This is a genomic window from Nocardia sp. NPDC058480, from assembly GCF_042720495.1.
GTDB lineage: Bacteria > Actinomycetota > Actinomycetes > Mycobacteriales > Mycobacteriaceae > Nocardia.
In genome coordinates this window covers 615,413-633,360 of the sequence record NZ_JBHXMN010000001.1, presented here as the reverse complement: position 1 = coordinate 633,360, position 17,948 = coordinate 615,413, and the positions used below count along the sequence as shown (strand labels likewise).

14 protein-coding genes are annotated in these 17,948 nt (G+C 66.1%); 9 read left to right on the top strand and 5 right to left on the bottom strand.

Annotated features, from left to right (window positions below; translation table 11 throughout):
- Nucleotides 1–36 precede the first annotated feature (36 nt).
- Nucleotides 37–1,335, top strand: a complete 1,299-nt coding sequence (locus ACFWO8_RS03020; RefSeq protein WP_378940879.1) for an alpha/beta hydrolase — start codon at nt 37–39, stop codon at nt 1,333–1,335.
- A 23-nt stretch (nt 1,336–1,358) separates the two neighbouring features.
- Here ACFWO8_RS03020 and ACFWO8_RS03015 read toward each other — a convergent pair whose 3' ends face one another.
- Both ACFWO8_RS03015 and ACFWO8_RS03010 read right to left on the bottom strand, forming a co-directional pair.
- Nucleotides 1,359–2,723 (bottom strand): hypothetical protein, encoded by a 1,365-nt coding sequence (locus ACFWO8_RS03015; RefSeq protein WP_378940877.1) that lies wholly within the window; start codon nt 2,721–2,723, stop codon nt 1,359–1,361.
- Entirely contained in the window at nt 2,723–3,520 is a 798-nt protein-coding gene (locus ACFWO8_RS03010) for a crotonase/enoyl-CoA hydratase family protein (protein WP_378940875.1), read from the bottom strand. The genes ACFWO8_RS03015 and ACFWO8_RS03010 overlap by 1 nt, the downstream gene beginning before the upstream one ends.
- Before the next feature lie 63 nt (nt 3,521–3,583).
- Between ACFWO8_RS03010 and ACFWO8_RS03005 the strand changes: the two genes are divergently transcribed.
- From ACFWO8_RS03005 to ACFWO8_RS02980, 6 genes are all read left to right on the top strand, one after another.
- Nucleotides 3,584–4,189, top strand: coding sequence for a TetR/AcrR family transcriptional regulator (locus tag ACFWO8_RS03005; protein WP_378940873.1), 606 nt, complete (start codon nt 3,584–3,586; stop codon nt 4,187–4,189).
- Between the two features lie 19 nt (nt 4,190–4,208).
- Nucleotides 4,209–5,837: an acyl-CoA dehydrogenase family protein gene (locus tag ACFWO8_RS03000; protein ID WP_378940871.1), complete on the top strand. Its 1,629-nt coding sequence runs from the start codon at nt 4,209–4,211 to the stop codon at nt 5,835–5,837.
- Between the two features lie 41 nt (nt 5,838–5,878).
- The gene (locus ACFWO8_RS02995; RefSeq protein WP_378940869.1) at nt 5,879–6,322 is read left to right on the top strand and encodes a hypothetical protein; all 444 of its coding nucleotides are present in this window, start codon (nt 5,879–5,881) and stop codon (nt 6,320–6,322) included.
- 177 nt (nt 6,323–6,499) lie between these two features.
- Complete coding sequence (locus tag ACFWO8_RS02990; protein WP_378940867.1) at nt 6,500–7,645, top strand: RNA-guided endonuclease InsQ/TnpB family protein; 1,146 nt, start codon at nt 6,500–6,502, stop codon at nt 7,643–7,645.
- Nucleotides 7,646–8,021: 376 nt separating this feature from the next.
- On the top strand, nt 8,022–8,561 hold the full coding sequence (locus ACFWO8_RS02985) for a potassium channel family protein (protein WP_378940865.1): 540 nt from the start codon (nt 8,022–8,024) through the stop codon (nt 8,559–8,561).
- A gap of 190 nt (nt 8,562–8,751) precedes the next feature.
- Nucleotides 8,752–10,218: a GAD-like domain-containing protein gene (locus ACFWO8_RS02980; RefSeq protein ID WP_378940863.1), complete on the top strand. Its 1,467-nt coding sequence runs from the start codon at nt 8,752–8,754 to the stop codon at nt 10,216–10,218.
- On the opposite strand, the gene ACFWO8_RS02975 is transcribed toward ACFWO8_RS02980, so the two are convergent.
- Together ACFWO8_RS02975 and pgi are read right to left on the bottom strand one after the other, a co-directional pair.
- Complete coding sequence (locus ACFWO8_RS02975; protein ID WP_378940861.1) at nt 10,179–11,276, bottom strand: hypothetical protein; 1,098 nt, start codon at nt 11,274–11,276, stop codon at nt 10,179–10,181. The genes ACFWO8_RS02980 and ACFWO8_RS02975 overlap by 40 nt on opposite strands.
- Nucleotides 11,277–11,346: 70 nt before the next feature.
- Nucleotides 11,347–12,987 carry a glucose-6-phosphate isomerase gene (gene pgi / locus ACFWO8_RS02970; RefSeq protein ID WP_378940859.1) on the bottom strand — a complete coding sequence of 547 codons (1,641 nt, stop codon included), beginning with the start codon at nt 12,985–12,987 and terminating at the stop codon, nt 11,347–11,349.
- 91 nt (nt 12,988–13,078) lie between these two features.
- On the opposite strand from pgi, the gene ACFWO8_RS02965 reads away from it, so the two are divergent.
- Nucleotides 13,079–14,536 carry an NAD-dependent succinate-semialdehyde dehydrogenase gene (locus ACFWO8_RS02965; RefSeq protein ID WP_378940857.1) on the top strand — a complete coding sequence of 486 codons (1,458 nt, stop codon included), beginning with the start codon at nt 13,079–13,081 and terminating at the stop codon, nt 14,534–14,536.
- A gap of 99 nt (nt 14,537–14,635) precedes the next feature.
- On the opposite strand, the gene ACFWO8_RS02960 is transcribed toward ACFWO8_RS02965, so the two are convergent.
- Complete coding sequence (locus tag ACFWO8_RS02960; RefSeq protein WP_056816138.1) at nt 14,636–14,929, bottom strand: chorismate mutase; 294 nt, start codon at nt 14,927–14,929, stop codon at nt 14,636–14,638.
- 379 nt (nt 14,930–15,308) lie between these two features.
- Between ACFWO8_RS02960 and ACFWO8_RS02955 the strand changes: the two genes are divergently transcribed.
- On the top strand, nt 15,309–17,891 hold the full coding sequence (locus tag ACFWO8_RS02955) for a UvrD-helicase domain-containing protein (protein WP_378940855.1): 2,583 nt from the start codon (nt 15,309–15,311) through the stop codon (nt 17,889–17,891).
- The last annotated feature ends 57 nt before the right edge of the window (nt 17,892–17,948 follow it).

The following is a 17,948-nucleotide window of genomic DNA, read 5'->3' as shown; positions in this document are numbered from 1 at the left end:
CAAGGGCGGTCGAGGTGGCATCTGTGGAGGTCAGCGATGACGCGAATCATCGATCTGTCGTTGCTCGCCGGATGGCTGCCGGTGGCGTTGACGGTACTGGGCGCCGTGGGTGCGGTGTGGTTGCTGTTACCCCGCGTACGACGGTATGTCACGACGATCATGCCGATCGTGGTGCTGTCCGCCGTGGTGGCGACCGTGGCGCTGTACCTGGTCGTGGAGGAGGTGTGGCGGCCGTTTCCCGATCCGATCGCGGTGTCGGTGTACGTGCTGATCGGGATCGCGGTGGCCGCGGTGCTGTTGGTGGTGCCACGAATTCTGGTTCGCCGCAGCGTGTGGACCGGGGTGGTGACCGTGCTCGCGGCCGTTGCCGTGCTGGTCGCGGTGGGTGTGCGGATCAACCTGGTGTACGCGTCGTATCCGACAGTGGGCGCGGTGCTCGGGGTCGAACAGGTCGATCGGGTCGAGGCCGGTGAGCTGACCGGGCGCGAGCAGGTGATCAGCGCGCGGCCGCTCGAGCCCGCATGGCAGGCGCCCGGCGGATTGCCCGACGGCGGGCGGGTGCTGACCGCGACGGTGCCCCCGACCGCGTCCGGATTCGCCGCTCGCGATGCCCAGATCTATTTGCCGCCTGCCTATTTCGCGGATCCGCGTCCGCTGCTGCCGGTGCTGGTGCTGCTCGCCGGTGAGCCGGGCGCGCCGCAGGACTGGTTCGTCGGTGGTCAGTTGGCCGAGACCATGGACTCCTTCGCCCGCGCGCACAACGGGCTCGCGCCGGTGGTCGTGGTGGCCGACGGGACCGGTTCCGAGCTGGCGAACCCGCTGTGCCTGGATTCCGCGCTGGGCAATGTCGCCACCTACCTGGCCGTCGACGTGCCTGCCTGGACGCGGGCGAATCTGCAGATCGATCCGGATCCGCGATCTTGGGCGGTGGGTGGGCTCTCGTATGGCGGCACGTGCGCGCTGCAACTGGCCACCAATTATCCCGAGGTCTATCCCACCTTCCTCGACCTCTCCGGGCAGGACGAGCCGACACTGGGCGACCGGCAGCGCACGGTGGACGCCGCGTTCGGCGGGGATACCGAGGCGCTGCTGCGGGTCAATCCGCTCGATCTGCTGCGGTCGCGGACGTACCCGAATTCCGCCGGTGCGTTCGTTGTCGGCGCCGATGACCAGATGTACCGGCCGCAGGTGGAGCGGATGTATCAGGCGGCGAAAGACGCGGGGATGGACGTGCGGTTGCGGATTCTGCCGGGCGGACACAACTTCGCGCTGTGGGCGCATGGGCTGCGCGATCAGCTGCCGTGGCTGGCCACCCGGCTCGGTCTGACACCCTGACGCGGAAACCCGCCATGGACCGACTACCAGGGGCTAGGGCGTAATCCGGTTGTCGCGCAGGCTTTATCGATGGCATCGGGCAGGAAATCGCTGTCGGCGGCGAGGCTGACCAGGGCGAGTGTGTAGGTGTCGTCGAGGCGGGAGAGGTAGCCCGCGAGTTGGGTGCGGGGAAAGGTGGTGATGTCAGGGTGGATCGCGCGTGCGGCTACCCGGGTGCAGTGGTGCGGTCCGACTTTTCGCACGGCGTCGGGTAGGTGGCCGATGTTGGAGCACAGGATGTCTCGTTCGCCCGCGCCCTTACTCAGGGCGTAGGCCCAGCGGTCGGGGAGTACCTGGAGGATCTCCTCCGGAAGGCCTGCGGGGCTCGACATTCGGCGCTGATAAGCGGCTTTGGCCCTGTCGCGAATTGTCGCGGGAGTGTCGGTGCGTTCGATTGCGATCTCTGTCATCGCGAGGTCGTTGTCGACGCGGGGTTCGTCACGGGTATCCACCGGGAGGCTCGCGGTTATCGTCGGTTTCGGAAAACCGGTCTGCCACAGGATGTTTGCCATCAAGTGGATGAACAGGCTGTTCGGAGTTCCGCCGAGGGTGATCGCGGTCGTGTCCCAGTGGGTGGCATCGAAGGTGAGCAGGAGCGGCCGCAGGTGTCGGTCGCTCGTGTCGGCCCGCGATGACTGTGGTTTCCGCGATGTCGGCACGGCGCTGCTCGACACAGGGTCGGGCCCGGCTTCGCGGAAGGTGCGATCAGGGGACAAGTCCGGTGCGGGCGGTACTAGCGGTCGAGAGAGCTTTTGGTGCAGCGCGCGTGCGGTGCCGCCGAAGATAGTGGTCCATTGGGAGACCGCGTCTGCCCATTCCGAAGGCGTTGTGCGACTCCATAGTTCGTCGTCGCGCGCGGGGACCAACTCGGCTCCTGCCAGCTCTGTCGAGGCGTCGGAGACGGTGGATTCGAGCGATCGAAGGGCGGCGGTGATGGCGTGGATCAAGCCACGTGCGTCCGCCAGTGCATGCGAACAGGTCAGGGCGACAACGGTTCCACCGTCGTGAAGGCGCGCGGCGGACAGGCGCCAGCCAGGGCCGTTTTCCGGGTCGAGGTCGGTGCCGAGGGCGTCGGCCCATGGCAGGATTTCGCTCTCGCGAAGTGGGCCGATGGCGACGTCGAGTGGATGGGCTCTGGTGTTGGGCCGCCAGGTGCGACGGGCGCCGGGGACTCGGGGGCTGACCACTCTGCGGCCGAGGTGACCGACGCGCAGGCGGCCGTGAATCGCTTGCAGGAGATCAGGTTCCATCGCATCGGGGGTACGCCACAGGCCCTGCAGGGCGATGGGGGTGCCCATGCCGCGATGGGTGCGCAGGAAGATTTCGTCGACGACGGTGAGGTGGTCCATCAGCGGTGGTCGGCGCTACCGTGCCTGCCCTCGCCCGCGGCGAAACGGGCGGCCCCGTCGAGTGCGCCGCCGGACAGGGCCGTCATGCCGTGCCGGAATTCGACGCGCAGCGCCTCTTCCTCGGTGTGGCCGTACTGGTCGTACAAGGCGGCACGGTCGGTGCGCAGGCAGGTTTGGGGGAGTGCGGCGAGCTGGGTAGCCAGCTCCTCGGCGACACGGCGGGCATCGCCGACGGGGACAACGCGGGTGACCAGGCCCATCTGCAGCGCTTCGGGCGCGCTTACCGGGCGGCCGGTGAGGATCATGTCGAGTGCGCGACCTTCGCCGACGATGCGCGGGAGGCGCACGGTGCCGCCGTCGATCAGTGGGACGCCCCAGCGGCGGCAGAAGACACCGAAAGTGGCGTCCTGCTCGGCAATGCGCAGATCACACCACAGGGCCAGTTCGAGCCCGCCCGCCACGGCGTACCCGGAGACCGCCGCGATCACCGGCTTGGACAGGCGCAGCCGGGTCGGACCCATCGGGCCGTCACCGTCTTCGGTGGCGTGATTGCTGTTCTCGGTGCCGAGGGCCTTGAGGTCGGCGCCGGAGCAGAAGGTGCCGTGTTCGCCCCACAGCACGGCCACCGAGGAGGTGGGGTCGGCGTCGAATGCGCGAAAGGCCTCCACCAGCGCGCGAGCGGTCGGGCCGTCCACCGCGTTGCGGGCCTGCGGGCGATTCAGGATCACCGTCGTGACCGGGCCCGAGTGCTCGACGCGCACGGGGAGTGAGGTCGGCTGCCCGGTTGATTGTTCCATTCCTCGACCATACGGACCCGGTGCCCTTGTGTGAAGGGGTGAATTTGTGCTTCACTTCTTCACATGGTGTACCGCAGGACCCCGGCCGTGCAGGCCCGGCTCGACGCGCAACGGGCGCTGATCGTGCAGGGTGCCACCGGCGTGCTCTCGCGTGACGGGTTCGCCGGGCTGTCGATGGCCGCGGTCGCCGCCGAGGCGGGGATCGCGACCGGCACCGTGTACAAGCAGTTCGAGAACAAGGCCGAGCTGGTCGCGGCGGTGTTCGAGACGGTGGTCGCCCGCGAGGTCGACGCGGTACGGGCCGCGGTGGCCGAGGGTGACGCGGTCGGTCGGGTCACCGCTGCGGTGGAGACTTTCGCCGGCCGTGCGCTGAAGAATCCGAAACTGGCCTATGTGCTGCTGGCCGAGCCCGTCGACGCCGCCGTGGATACACAACGGCTGCAATTTCGGCGGGCGTTCGCCGCGTCGTTCGAGACCGCTATCGCGCACGGTGTCGCCGAACGTCGCTTGCCCGCGCAGGACCCGAGCCTCACCGCCGCTGCTCTTGTCGGCGCGATCGGCGAGGTGCTCGTCGGCCCGTTGGTCGCCGCACCGCACGCCGAGACCGTCATCCCCGAATTGGTCGCTTTCGCCGTGCGCGCACTCGGTGCGCGCCCGGAAACGCTGTAGTCGAAGGAGTTGCCACGACATGCCGACCCACGAAGTGTTCAACCAGGCGCCACCGCTGATCCCCTTCGATGCCGCGCGTAACCCCGCGCTGCTGGAAGGTCTGCACCGCGAAGGAGCGGGCTGGGCCGAAGCCGAGGTGCGCGAACTCGGTGCGCTGGCAGGCGGTTTCGAGGCCCAGGAGTGGGGCAGGCTGGCCAACGAGTACCCGCCGGTGCTGCGCACCCACGACCGTTGGGGCAATCGTGTCGACGAGGTGGAGTTCCACCCGCACTGGCACGACCTGATGAATGTCGCGGTGGCGCACGGTCTGCACGGTTCGCCGTGGCTGGACGAGCGGCCCGGCGCGCACACCGCTCGCGCCGCCAAGTTCTTCACCTGGGGCGTCGCCGATGCCGGACACATGTGCCCGATCTCGATGACGTACGCGGTGGTGCCCGCGTTGCGCCACAATCCCGAACTGGCAGCGCGCTTCGAGCCGCTACTCGGTTCGCGCACCTACGATTTCGGTTTGCGCGAGCCCTCGACCAAGGCCGGGCTCATCGCGGGCATGTCGATGACGGAGAAGCAGGGCGGCTCCGACGTGCGGGCCAACACCACCACCGCCACCCCGCAACCCGATGGCGCGTACCGCATCGTCGGGCACAAGTGGTTCACCTCGGCGCCCATGTCGGACATGTTCCTCACCCTCGCCAAGGCCCCCGGTGGCCTGTCGTGTTTTCTGCTGCCGCGCGTGCTGCCCGACGGCACCCGCAACCCCATCCGCATCCAGCGGCTGAAAGACAAACTGGGCAACAAGTCCAACGCCTCCTCGGAGATCGAGTACGAGAACGCCACCGGCTGGCTCGTCGGTGCCGAGGGTGCGGGTGTGAAGACGATCATCGAGATGGTCAACATGACCCGCCTCGACTGTGTGATCGGCTCGGCCACCGGCATGCGACTCGGCGCGGTCAGCGCGATCCATCACGCCAGGCACCGAGAAGCCTTCGGCGCCAAGCTGATCGACCAGCCCGCCATGCGCAATGTGCTCGCCGACCTCGTCATCGAATCGGATGCGGCGACCACGGTGATGATGCGGCTGGCCGGTGCCACCGACCGCGCGGGCAGCGACCCGGCGGAGGCCGCACTACGCCGGATCGCCCTGGCCATCACCAAGTACTGGGTCTGTAAGCGTGCTCCCGCGCACGCCGCCGAAGCGCTGGAATGCCTGGGCGGCAACGGATATGCCGAGGAATCGGGCATGCCGCGGCTGTACCGCGAGGCACCGCTCATGTCGATCTGGGAGGGTTCGGGCAATGTGGCGGCGCTGGATGCGTTGCGCGCCATGGGACGTCAGCCCGAGACGGTCGAGGCGTACTTCGCCGAGGTCGGTCTGGCCCGCGGTGCCGATTCGCGCCTCGACGACGCGATCGACCGCGTCGGCAAGGAACTCACCGATCTGTCCGACATCGAATACCGCGCCCGTCGCGTCGTCGAACTGATGGCTGTGGTCCTGCAAGGCGCCCAGCTGGTGCGCCACGGTCACGCCGCCGTCGCGGACGCCTTCTGCGCGACGCGCCTCGGCGGCGACTGGGGCATCGCCTTCGGCACCCTGCCCGTCGGCGTCGACACCGGCGCGATCCTCGAGCGCGGGTTCGTCGACGTGCAGTGACGTCGGGCGGGCTCATCGGAGCTCGTCGGTAAGGTAGGGCGGTGACCTGGGCGAGCGGGGTGCTGTCGGTGGGCGAACTGGCGCAGCGAGTTCCGGTGCGTAGTGAGCGGTTCCTGCTCGGGATCGCCGGTCCGCCGGGCGCTGGGAAATCGACACTGGCGCAGCGTCTTCGCGCCGAGCTGAGCACGTCCGGGCGCCCTGCCGTCGTCGCACCGATGGACGGCTACCACCTACGCAATGCTGTGCTCAGGGCGCGGAACGCGTTGGCACGCAAGGGCGAGCCGGATACCTTCGACGCGGCCGGTTTCGTCGCGGACCTGCGGTTGCTGCGGGAAACGCCGGTCGGCGCGCCGGTGCCGTGGCCGCTGTTCGATCGGGCGATCGACGAGCCGACCGACGGTGGTGTGGTCGTGTGTGACGAACGCGTTGTCATCGTCGTAGGGAATTACCTGCTGTACCGACGCCGATGCGCCCGGCTGGGCTGAGGTGCGCGGGCTACCCGCTGTGCGCCAGTGCGCCGCCTTCCGGGGGTGGTGAATGCCCACGCGGGAGGCCCGCCAAGGCCGGGTGTGCCCTGAACGCGATGGTCCTGCATAGCTTTCGCGACCAGGTGATTCCCGGTGGCCGGTTTGTTGTCGTACCCCGGTGCCACACTGTCGGTTATGCAGCTGCGATATAACTTCCGCGTCTACCCCACGGTGGGGCAGCAGCAGTCGTTGGCGCAAGCATTCGGCTGTGCCCGGGTCGTATTCAACGACGCCCTCGCGATCCGGGAGCAGGCGTTCCGGGAGGGCCGTCGGGTTACTGATGCGGAGCTGTCGAGGTTGTTGACGGAGTCGAAGAAGACTCCGGAGCGTTCGTGGTTGGGTGGGGTGTCGGCGGTGGTGTTGCAGCAGGCCCTGGCTGATCTGAATACCGCGTACCGGAACTTCTTCGGCTCGGTCACCGGCACGCGGAAGGGCGGCAAGGTCGCGCCACCGCGTTTCCGGTCTCGCAAGGACAATCGGCAGGCTATCCGGTTCACGAAAAACGCCCGATTCGCGGTCACGGCCGGCCGAAAGTTGCGGTTGCCGAAGATCGGGGACGTCGCGGTCCGCTGGTCACGGGAGCTGCCATCGGATCCGTCGAGTGTGACCGTGGTGAAGGACGCGGCAGGCCGGTATTTCGCGTCGTTCGTGGTGGAGGTGGACGAGCAGCCGATGCCGGTATCGGATTCCGAGGTCGGTATCGATCTGGGTTTGACGACGTTCGCGGTGTTGTCGAACGGCAAGACGATCGACAACCCGAGGTTCTTGCGCCGCGCGGAACGCAAGCTCCGCAAGGCACAACGAATGTTGTCCCGCAAGGAGAAGGGTGGCAAGAACCGGGCAAAGGCGCGTGTCGAGGTCGCTCGGGCGCATGCGAGAGTGGCTGATACGCGCAGGGATTGGGCGCATAAGCAGTCCACGATGATCATCCGCGACAACCAAGCGGTGTTCGTCGAGGATTTGTGCGTGAAAGGTCTCGCGCGTACCCGGTTGGCGAAGTCGGTCCACGACGCCGGGTGGGGCATGTTCATCCGCATGCTCGAGGAGAAGGCGGCCCGGTACGGTCGGGCATTCTCGAAGGTGGACCGGTTCTTCCCGTCGTCTCAGTTGTGTTCGGTGTGCGGGGTGGTCAGTGGCAAGAAGCCGTTGCATGTGCGCGAGTGGATGTGCGTGTGTGGCACTGTCCACGACCGGGATCTCAATGCCGCGATGAATATTCACGCCGCAGGACGTGCGGAGTGGTTAAACGCTTGCGGAGGGACGGTAAGTCCTGCCGCGTAGCGGTAGGCGAGTCCCTGTGAAACAGGAACCCACCGAGAGCGCCCCGTCCGGGCGCTGGTAGGAATCCCCGGGTTTCAGGCCGGGGAGGACGTCAATCGACGCGTGCTGGTACCTGGACGCGCCGCGATCGATCCTCACCGAGCGACTGCTCGACCGGCACGTCGCCTGCACGCGGACACCGGCTCAGGCGAGCGAGAAGGTGACGGGCAGCGATCTGCGCAACGCCGACCTCGTCGCCGCGAGCTGGGACAGAGCCGACCTGGTGCTCGCGGCGGTGGGGCAGGGATACCGGTTCAGCTGAGGTGACTCGGCAGTGGCGGTCGCGCAGTCGGCGCGTGCGCCACGAAATTCGGCGTCACCAGGCAATCATGGAGCGATGACGCGACGTCGACGGGTATCGGTGCCAGGGCACGCGTTGCGCAACGGCGCGGCGGCGGTGTGCGCGCTGTTGCTCTACTACAGCGTGCCGATGAGCTGGGCGTTCCAGCTCGATGCCTGGCCGGGGCGGGTGTTCGGGGTGGTCAGCTTCATCGCGGGCGTCGTCGGACTGGTGTGGCTGGTGTGGCGGCGGATCGAGCATTTCCTGAAAGCGCCGGCGACGGCGGGCGGACGGGTCGATGGTGTCCTGCTTGTCGTATGTGTCGTCTGTGTGGTGTTCTCGCTGTTCTACTACCGGCTGCAGCAACTACATCCGGACGAGTTCGACGGCCTGGTGACGCGCACCGATGCGTTGTACTACACAATGTCCACCCTCGGCACCATCGGATACGGCGACGTCCACGCCGTCGGTCAGGTGGCCCGCGTCGCGACGATGGTCCAGATCGTGTTCGACCTGGTGGTAATCGGCACCCTGGCCACTATTGTCACAACCAGCGTTACCCGCAGGCTCAGCGCGGCGAACACTGCTGCGCAGTAGGTTGCGCTTGATCGGCTACTGGTAGCGGTCCCCGGTCGCACGCGGTCGCCGCCTAGGGTCGTCACCACGTGACACTGGAGGACAGGGGAGGGTTATGTATCGCGTGCACGTCCGAATCCAGGGTAGAAGGAACTACCTTGTCCGCATCCCGCGCGAGCTTGCCGGAGAATCCAGACGGTTCGCGAAGACGGTGCCCGTAGAGGAGGGATACCAGCGCGCCGCCATCGACCTCATCGCAGAATCGACCGGGCACACCGTGTCGGTGAATGAGATCGAGTGGAACATCGCTGCGGAACCGAGGTACTCCGATGATGTCGTGACGTTGTTCGACACTCTCGAGAGCCGGTTGACCGAAGAGTATTCGGATGCTCCCTCGGGCGACGACATGGACTGGAGCGGCGAAATCGAGGATTCGATGGACCAGGTCGACGACCTGTTGCGGGGCTGCCCCGATCACGTCGACGGGTACGCGGATGTGCGCGAACTCCTCCTGAGGTCGATGTTGTCCATGATGGACGACTTCGAGATATCTCAATTCGACGAGGAAGTTCTGTGGAGCCACGGCCGCGTGCTGAACAGTCTGCCGACGGACCTCTCGACGATGCCCGACGACTGGCGTTACCGGTACCTGGAGGACTTCGCCTTCATGGCCTACCCGTACGACTACCTCGAGATCGGCGAACTCATCGACGAATGCGAGGGCTGGGACGAGATCACAAGGATCGCCGAGTTCTACGAGTACATCTACCGCCACTTCGATGCGCGTATCGACAGCCTGGACGACTCGGTGAAGGACTATGTGCGAGCCTCGAGCGTCGGCCCCACCAACTACACGTCCTCGCAGGGCGAATACGGATTCAGCGTCTATATCCCCTACGTTGTCATCTGCTACCTGCACGAACGAGAGGAACTGCGGCAGTTCATCACCCGCCAGACCGAGTTCGACGAGCTGTGGACGGCGCTCGGCGCCACCGGAAAGCAACTCCCGCTGGAAGTACACGACTTCCTGTCCCGGTGGAGCACCAGCTGGACAGGCGAACCGCTTGATCAGGTGGCGGTTCCGGAGAGCTACTTCGACGAGTACAGCGATCTGCCCGACATCGTGCACACCTTCTGGCGGGAGGTCGGGTTCGCCGGCTTCGACAAGGGATTGTTGTGGGTGTGCGACCCGCACGAATGGCAACCGATCGTCGACGAATGGCTGGCGGGACTCGACCTTCCGGAATCCCACCGCGGAGGCCAGCTCCCGCTGTTTCGGACCGCGTTCGGACAAATCATCTGCTTCAAGGCAGAAATGGGCAACCTGATCCGCATTGACCCACTCACACCCGAAGTCGTCCATATCGCGCGGGGGGTCGACTTCGGCGCGCTCGTCTTGGGATTGAGTTCGCAAGTCAGCGGCGATACCTACTGGCGCAGGGCCTTCGGGAAGATCGTGGCAGCGCTCGGCCCACTCGACCACGCCACGATCTACGGCTTCGATCCGCTGCCCTTCGTCGGCGAGAATCCCCGCGGACCCAGTGTTGTCTACGTCACCGAGAGAGCGGCCCGGGTGGACGCACGTTCAGCGATGTCCAGGATCCGCGCCGCGGCAACGGCACACCTGAAGCTCACTTCTCAGCCCTTCTTCAGCGGTTTCGGCGGCAGAGAAGACTGATCGACACCGGCCCGGTAGCCATTGCTCGCGACCGTCAGGACGAATTGACCCGGAGTATCGCGGTCGTTGATATCCGCCCGCAAGCCGTTGAAGACGGTGAAGGTAACCAGTGGCAAGCGTCGATGACTCCCGGGTCGCGGTTCGCGGGATACTCCGTTGAGTGGGGCCGACACAGCGGTGTGGGGGAGTGCGCGTTGCCCGATTTCGGCTTCGGTGAGGGTGAGCGTGACAGGCGCCGAGATCACGTATGTCTCATAACCTTTGACGGTGGGCTCATCCCGGAAGTCCAACTGCCAGCCGGCGGTTGCATCGCCCAGTTGGCAGCCGAGGAACTCGCTCCAGCGAGTCACTTCGGCCAGGGTGTATTCGGCGATTGCGGGAATGTGACGCCGTGCGGGCATGGTGGTTCGTGGTTTGTCCGGGTATACGAGCGGTTCGCGCTCATCGGCGGGGTCCAGGGGCCAGTTCCCGATGTAGCGGCCAGGGTAGGCGCCGCTTCCGCGGTAGCGGTAGTAGTAGCCAGCGGAACCGATGCAGAGGAGATCGTACCGTTTGCCATGCAGCGGGAATCCCACTCCCGTGCGAAATCCATAGGGGCCGGGTATCGAACTGTCGATGTGTCCGGTACAGGTCTCAGAGATTGGGTACCGGGTGTAGATCGGCGGCACGATTATGCTGTCCAGTTTGTAGGAGCTGAGACTGTATTTCGGGAACTTCACCGAAGTCACGACGGTGAAGCCGTTGTAGTCGCCGTGCGGGTCGCACATTCGCCTGCGTCCACCCCAGCTGATTGCCCTGGCTTCTTGGTGCAGCCAGGTTTCGGTGGGCGTAATACCTTCCTGCCCTAAGGCCGTCACGATTTCACGAGTCAACCCTACCGCGAACGCACTGACGGCGTTCGCCTGTCTCCAGTTGAGCCAACGCCGCGATGACACTTCGCCCGCAGCGCACCCGGGCAGATCGACCACCGGGACTGGCGTTACGAGGCTCGGTCGCGGGTTGCGGATCTGTGTCCACAGCCATTCATCGACGCCGAAATCGCCCCACGGTTTTCTCACACTTCGATTGTATTGCGACGGTAGTGGGGTAGCAGGGTCTGTCCGCCCCATTGTCTATTAACCGACGAGATCAGCGGCGGTGCGCCCGATACCAGTCGATGAGCTCGTCGGTCGACGAATCACCCACTGACACCGGCTTTTCCGGACCGCTGAGCAACGGCATCAGGGCCAGCGCCTGCTGTTTGCCCAGCTCGACACCCCACTGGTCGAAACTGTCGACACCCCAGATGATGCCCTCGACGAACACCTGGTGCTCGTAGAGCGCGATCAGCTGACCCAGCGCCGACGGCGTGAGTTCGGCCGCCAGGATCGTGGTGCTCGGCCGGTTGCCCGGCATCACCTTGTGCGGCACCAGTTCCGGGTCGGTGCCCTCGGCGCGGATCTCCTCGGCGGTCTTGCCGAATGCCAGCACCTTCGACTGCGCGAACAGGTTGCTCATCAAGATGTCGTGCATGCTGCCGGTGCCGTCGCGGGTCGGCAGGTCGTCGGTGGACCTGGCGAAGCCGAGGAAGTCGGCGGGGACCAGGCGGGTGCCCTGATGCAGGAGCTGGTAGAAGGCGTGCTGACCGTTGGTACCCGGCTCGCCCCAAAAGATCTCGCCGGTCGATGAGGTCACCGGGGTGCCGTCGGCGCGCACCGACTTACCGTTGGACTCCATTGTCAATTGCTGGAGATAGGCGGGGAATCGGGCCATATCGTTCGAATAGGGCAGTACCGCACGGGATTCCGCGCCGAAGAAATTCGAGTACCAGATGCCGAGCATCGCCAGCAGCACCGGTGCGTTCTCTTCCAGCGGCGCGGTCGCGAAATGCTTGTCCATGGCGTGCATTCCGCTGAGGAACTCGGCGAACCGCTCTTTGCCGATAGTCACCATCACCGAAAGGCCGATCGCCGAATCCACCGAGTAGCGGCCGCCGACCCAATCCCAGAAACCGAACATATTGTCGGTGTCGATCCCGAAGTCGGCCACCCGTTCCGCGTTCGTCGACACCGCGACGAAATGCTTGGCGACCGCTTCCTCGCCCAGCGCGTCGACCAGCCAGCGGCGCGCGGCGGTCGCGTTGGTGAGGGTTTCCAGCGTCGAGAACGTCTTGGACGCGACGATGAACAGGGTGGTCGCCGGGTCGAGTCCGGTGAGCTTGGCGACCAGATCGGCGGGATCGGCATTCGAGACGAAACGCGCGTCGATGCCCGCGTCGACATAGTGGCGCAACGCGCGATACACCATGTCGGGGCCCAGATCCGAACCGCCGATACCGATATTGACGATGGTCTCGATGCGTTCGGAGGTCGCGCCACGCCACTTACCCGAGCGCACCGAATCGGCGAATTCGCCCATCCGGCGCAGGACGTCGTGCACCTCGGCGTCGGCGTCGGTGCCGTCGATCCAGAGCTGGTCGCCGACCGGCAGGCGCAGGGCGATATGCCCGACCGCCCGGTCCTCGGAGGTGTTGATGTGCTGACCGGAATACATCGCGTCACGGCGTTGCGGCACACCCGCCGTGCGCGCGAGATCGACGAGCAGGCGCAGGGTTTCGCGAGTCACCCGATGTTTGCTGTAATCGATGTGCAGGTCGGCCACCTGCAGCGTCAGCTCGCGGCCGCGTGCCGGGTCATCGGCGAACAGCTGTCGTAGATGCATCGGTGCAACAGTGCGGTGATTGCTGCGCAGTGCCTGCCAGGCCGAAGACTCGGTGATGTCGCTGCTCACGACCCGAGGGTACCGCGTTGGCCATCGAGGGGCGCCGCGTGTGTTCGCAGGTTCGAGGTGGTGGCCGGGGCAGCGGGCTTAGGCTGGGCTCATGGTGTCTGAACGCGACGTACTCGAATTCGTACCCAGGGGTTTGTGGATCGGCTCCGGACCTGTCGAGGCCACCGGGGGTGGGACTTTCGACGTGCGCAATCCGGCCGACGGGACGGTGCTCGCACAGGTGGCCGACGCGACTCCCGAGGACGCGATGCGGGCACTCGACACGGCCGTCGCGGCGGGGGAGGCGTGGGCGGCGACGCCGTCGCGGGAGCGGGGCGAAATCCTGCGAACGGTGTTCGAGCAATTGACCGCGCGGGCGGAGGAATTCGCGCTGTTGATGACGCTCGAAATGGGCAAGGCGCTGTCCGAGAGCCGCAATGAGGTGCGCTATGGCGCCGAGTTCTTCCGCTGGAACAGCGAGGAGGCGGTGCGCATTCACGGGCGATATCTGAACGCGCCGTCGGGGACGGGCCGGATCATGGTCGCCAAGCAGCCGGTGGGGCCGTGCCTGGCGATCACGCCGTGGAATTTCCCGCTGGCCATGGGCACCCGCAAGATCGGGCCGGCGCTGGCGGCCGGCTGCACGATGATCGTCAAACCCGCCTCGGCGACCCCGCTGACCATGCTGGCGCTGGCCAAGCTCTGTAGCGAAGCCGGCCTGCCCGACGGGGTGCTGTCGGTGGTCACCACCCAGCGTTCCGGGGCTGTCACGAGTCCGCTGATCGACGATCCGCGGCTGCGCAAGCTCACCTTCACCGGTTCCACCGAAGTCGGCAAGAAACTGGTCTCCGCGTCCGCGAACCGGTTGCTGCGCACGTCCATGGAATTGGGCGGTAACGCGCCGTTCGTCGTCTTCGACGATGCCGATATCGACGCCGCCGTGGCCGGTGCGATGCAGGCGAAGCTGCGCAACGGCGGCGAAGCGTGCACCGCGGCCAACCGGTTCTATGTGCAGCGTGGCGTGGTCGCCGAGTTCACCGAGAAGTTCGTCGCCGCGATGGCCGACACCGTCGTGATGGGTCCGGGCACCGACTCGGCGACCACCCTCGGCCCGCTGGTGAGCGAGGACCAGCGCGAGATCGTGAGCGACCTGGTCGATGACGCCGTTTCCGTTGGCGCGCGAGTGCTGATCGGCGGCAAGGCCCCCGGCGGTCCTGGCTGGTACTACCCGGCCACGATCCTGGCCGATGTTCCGCCGACCGCCCGCATCCTGCGCGAGGAGGTGTTCGGCCCGGTGGCCCCGATCGTCGCTTTCGATACCGAGGACGAGGGCGTCGCCGCCGCCAACGACACCGAATACGGACTGGTCAGCTACGTCTTCACCCGCGACCTCGACCGGGCGCTTCGCATCTCGGAGTCGCTGGAGAGTGGCATGGTCGGCGTCAACCGTGGCGTCATCTCCGACCCCGCGGCCCCGTTCGGCGGCGTCAAGGAATCAGGCTTCGGTCGCGAGGGCGGCACCGAGGGCATCGAGGAATATCTGAACACCAAATACATCGCCCTGACCTGAGCCGGGACAAAAATAACCGCCCCGGGGATGGTGTCGCACCCGGGGCGGCTTTTTGGAAGCGGCGAACTGGCTGGTCCGCCGCGTGGTTTGTGGGGTTGTCTAGCGGCCGAGGCGGCCGCGGCCGAGGCGGAGCAGGAGCATGGCGAGAGTGTGACCCTCCTGGCCGAGCTCGCTGAAGCGCTCGAGCACCTTCATCTCGCGGCTGTGGACCAAGCGCGTACCGCCGGAAGCCATGCGGGTGCGGCCGATGATCCGGGAAATTTCGCTGCGGCGTTTGATCGCGGCAAGGATCGTGGCGTCGAGCTGGTCGATCTCGAGGCGGAGCTTGTCGATCTCGGCTTCGGATTGCGGCAAGGCCGAATCGGAGCCCGTGGTCGTAGCGGGGGTGCTCATCATTCATCTCCTCGTGTCAGAACTTGGATCGGTCAAACCGAACGGCCTGTTACCCGATCTGTTCCGTCACCCTGAAACTTTCCCGATGGGCGGTACCTGATCCCCCCGGGAGCGCGCAATAAATCGTACGCACCGTCACGATATCGGATCGGCAGCCGATCCGGGCATGCGGAGAAGCGCTGAACATGTGGCCCAGTCTGCCACGGGCTGCTAGGTAGGCAAAACAGTTCTGTTTAGGAATTCGCTGAGAACGTTCACAGGGTGCGGTCTGTGCCGACCTGGCCGCGTTCACCGGTGGTTTGCCGGGCCGTCGTCGGCCGGTCATCGCGGCGGCGGCGGTTCGCGGCTTGTCGGTGCCCGCCGGTAGCGTGGACAGACGATGGATATCACGGTCGCTCCCCACGCCTCAGCCACCGATCCCAGCGAACCAGCGCCCGCGCCGAGCGGTGCCGCGCTACCGCCCCGGGACGGTGGTGGCACCGGCGCGTCGGCGCTGGCTCAGGCGGCGGCCAGGAACAGCGCCGAACAGTCGCAGCGGCGCCAGGAGCGCGAACAACAGCGCGCCGAGGAGATCGAGCGACTGCTCGACGGGCTCAACCCGCCCCAGCGTGCCGCGGTGATGCACGCGGGTTCCCCGCTGCTGATCGTGGCGGGCGCGGGTTCGGGCAAGACCGCGGTGCTCACCCGCCGGATCGCCTACCTGCTCGCGGCGCGTGGCGTGCGCACCGGTGAGATCTTGGCCATCACCTTCACCAACAAGGCCGCCGCCGAGATGCGGGAGCGGGTCGCCGGGCTGGTCGGTCCGCGCGCGGCCAGCATGTGGGTGTCGACCTTCCATTCCAGCTGTGTGCGCATTCTGCGGATGCAGGCCGCACTGCTGCCCGGCTTGAATTCGAATTTCTCGATCTACGACGCCGATGATTCGCGGCGGTTGCTCACGATGATCAGCCGCGATTTCGAGATCGACACGAAGAAGTATTCCGCGCGTTTGCTGTCGACCGCCATTTCGAATCTGAAGAACGAACTGATCGGTCCGGAAAAGGCCGCTGCCGACGCCGAAGCCGACGACACCGAACTGCCCGCCCTGGTCGCCAGGGTCTACGGCGAGTACCAGCGGCGGCTGCGCACGGCCAACGCGATGGACTTCGACGATCTGATCGGCGAGACGGTGGCACTGCTGCAGAACCATCCGCAGGTCGCCGAGTATTACCGGCGCCGGTTCCGGCATGTGCTGGTCGACGAGTACCAGGACACCAACCACGCCCAGTATGTGCTGGTGCGTGAGCTGGTCGGCCATCACAGCGAGGCGGACGAGCAGTCGGTCGAGCCGAGCGAGTTGTGTGTGGTCGGCGACGCCGATCAGTCGATCTACGCGTTCCGTGGCGCCACGATCCGCAATATCGAGGAATTCGAACGCGACTTCCCGGATGCGGAAACCATTCTGCTGGAACAGAACTACCGTTCCACCCAGCACATTCTGTCCGCCGCCAACGCGGTGATCGCGCGCAACGAGGGCAGGCGCGAGAAGAAACTGTGGACCGATTCCGGCGAGGGTGAACTGATCACCGGCTACGTCGCCGACAACGAACACGACGAAGCCTCTTTCGTCGCCAAGGAGATCGACCGGCTCGTCGACACCGGCGATGCCAACTACGGCGATGTGGCGGTGTTCTATCGCACCAACAACAATTCGCGTGCGCTGGAAGAGATCTTCATCCGAATGGGCCTGCCGTACAAGGTCGTCGGTGGTGTGCGGTTCTACGAGCGCAAAGAAGTGCGTGACGTGGTGGCGTACCTGCGGGTGCTGGAAAATCCCGAAGACGCGGTGAGTGTGCGCCGCGTTCTCAACACTCCGCGTCGCGGGATCGGCGATCGCGCGGAGGCCTGCGTGGCGGTGCACGCCGAACAGCGCGGCATCGGTTTCGCCGCGGCACTGCGCGATGCGGCCGATGGCAAGGTCGCGTTGCTGAATACCCGCGCGCAGCGGGCCATCGCGGGATTCCTCGAGCTGCTCGACGAGATCCGGGTGGCCGGTAAGCGGGCCGACAGCGACTATCCCGATGTGGGCAATGTGGTCGAGGCGGTGCTCGACCGCACCGGATATCGCGGCGAACTGGAAGCCTCCGACGATCCGCAGGACGGCGCGCGGCTCGACAACCTCAACGAATTGGTCAGCGTCGCACGCGAATTCAGTTCCGAGGCATTCAACAATGCCGAGGCGGCGCGTGAGGAAGGGCTGGTGCCGGAGTCGGGCGATGGTGAACCGGAGCCGGGGTCGCTGGCCGCGTTCCTCGAGCGGGTGTCACTGGTCGCCGATACCGATCAGATCCCGGACGAAGGCACAGGTGTGGTCACCATGATGACGCTGCACACGGCCAAGGGGCTGGAATTCCCCGTGGTCTTCGTAACCGGTTGGGAGGACGGGCAGTTCCCGCACATGCGGGCGCTGGGTGATCCCAACGAGCTGGCCGAGGAACGTCGGCTGGCCTATGTGGGGATTACGCGGGCGCGTCAGCGGCTCTATCTTTCGCGCGCGGTGGTGCGGTCGGGCTGGGGGCAGCCGGTGTCCAATCCGGAATCGCGGTTCCTGCAGGAGATTCCGCAGCATCTGCTGGATTGGCGCAGGTTGGAGCCGGTGATCTCGCCGGTGCAGCGGGGGCGGCGCCGGGGTGAGGACAGTGGGTTCGATCGGGATTGGACCAGTGGGAGTGGGTGGGATCAGCGGCCCGGTGTGCGTGGGGGATCCGGTGAGCGCAGGCCGGCGCCGGGTGGGGCAGTAAAGCGGAACAACACGGAATTGGTTCTGGCCGTGGGTGATCGGGTTACCGATGACAAGTATGGGTTGGGGCGGGTTGTCGCTGCTGATGGGGTGGGGCCGTTGGCTACGGTGACCATCGACTTCGGGTCGGCGGGGAAGATTCGGTTGATTCCGCAGTTCAGTCGGACCATTGTGAAGTTGTGATTGTGGGCTGGGGATCCAGGGTCTGGTAGTCCCAGGCAGGTTTGACGCTGTGTTTAT

Bases quoted from the DNA above. Each gene is read 5' to 3' on its own strand.
- ACFWO8_RS03020 (WP_378940879.1), top strand. From the start codon at position 37: ATGACGCGAATCATCGATCTGTCGTTGCTCGCCGGATGGCTGCCGGTG.
- ACFWO8_RS03015 (WP_378940877.1), bottom strand. From the start codon at position 2,723: ATGGACCACCTCACCGTCGTCGACGAAATCTTCCTGCGCACCCATCGC.
- ACFWO8_RS03010 (WP_378940875.1), bottom strand. From the start codon at position 3,520: ATGGAACAATCAACCGGGCAGCCGACCTCACTCCCCGTGCGCGTCGAG.
- ACFWO8_RS03005 (WP_378940873.1), top strand. From the start codon at position 3,584: ATGGTGTACCGCAGGACCCCGGCCGTGCAGGCCCGGCTCGACGCGCAA.
- ACFWO8_RS03000 (WP_378940871.1), top strand. From the start codon at position 4,209: ATGCCGACCCACGAAGTGTTCAACCAGGCGCCACCGCTGATCCCCTTC.
- ACFWO8_RS02990 (WP_378940867.1), top strand. From the start codon at position 6,500: ATGCAGCTGCGATATAACTTCCGCGTCTACCCCACGGTGGGGCAGCAG.
- ACFWO8_RS02985 (WP_378940865.1), top strand. From the start codon at position 8,022: ATGACGCGACGTCGACGGGTATCGGTGCCAGGGCACGCGTTGCGCAAC.
- ACFWO8_RS02965 (WP_378940857.1), top strand. From the start codon at position 13,079: ATGGTGTCTGAACGCGACGTACTCGAATTCGTACCCAGGGGTTTGTGG.
- ACFWO8_RS02960 (WP_056816138.1), bottom strand. From the start codon at position 14,929: ATGAGCACCCCCGCTACGACCACGGGCTCCGATTCGGCCTTGCCGCAA.
- ACFWO8_RS02955 (WP_378940855.1), top strand. From the start codon at position 15,309: ATGGATATCACGGTCGCTCCCCACGCCTCAGCCACCGATCCCAGCGAA.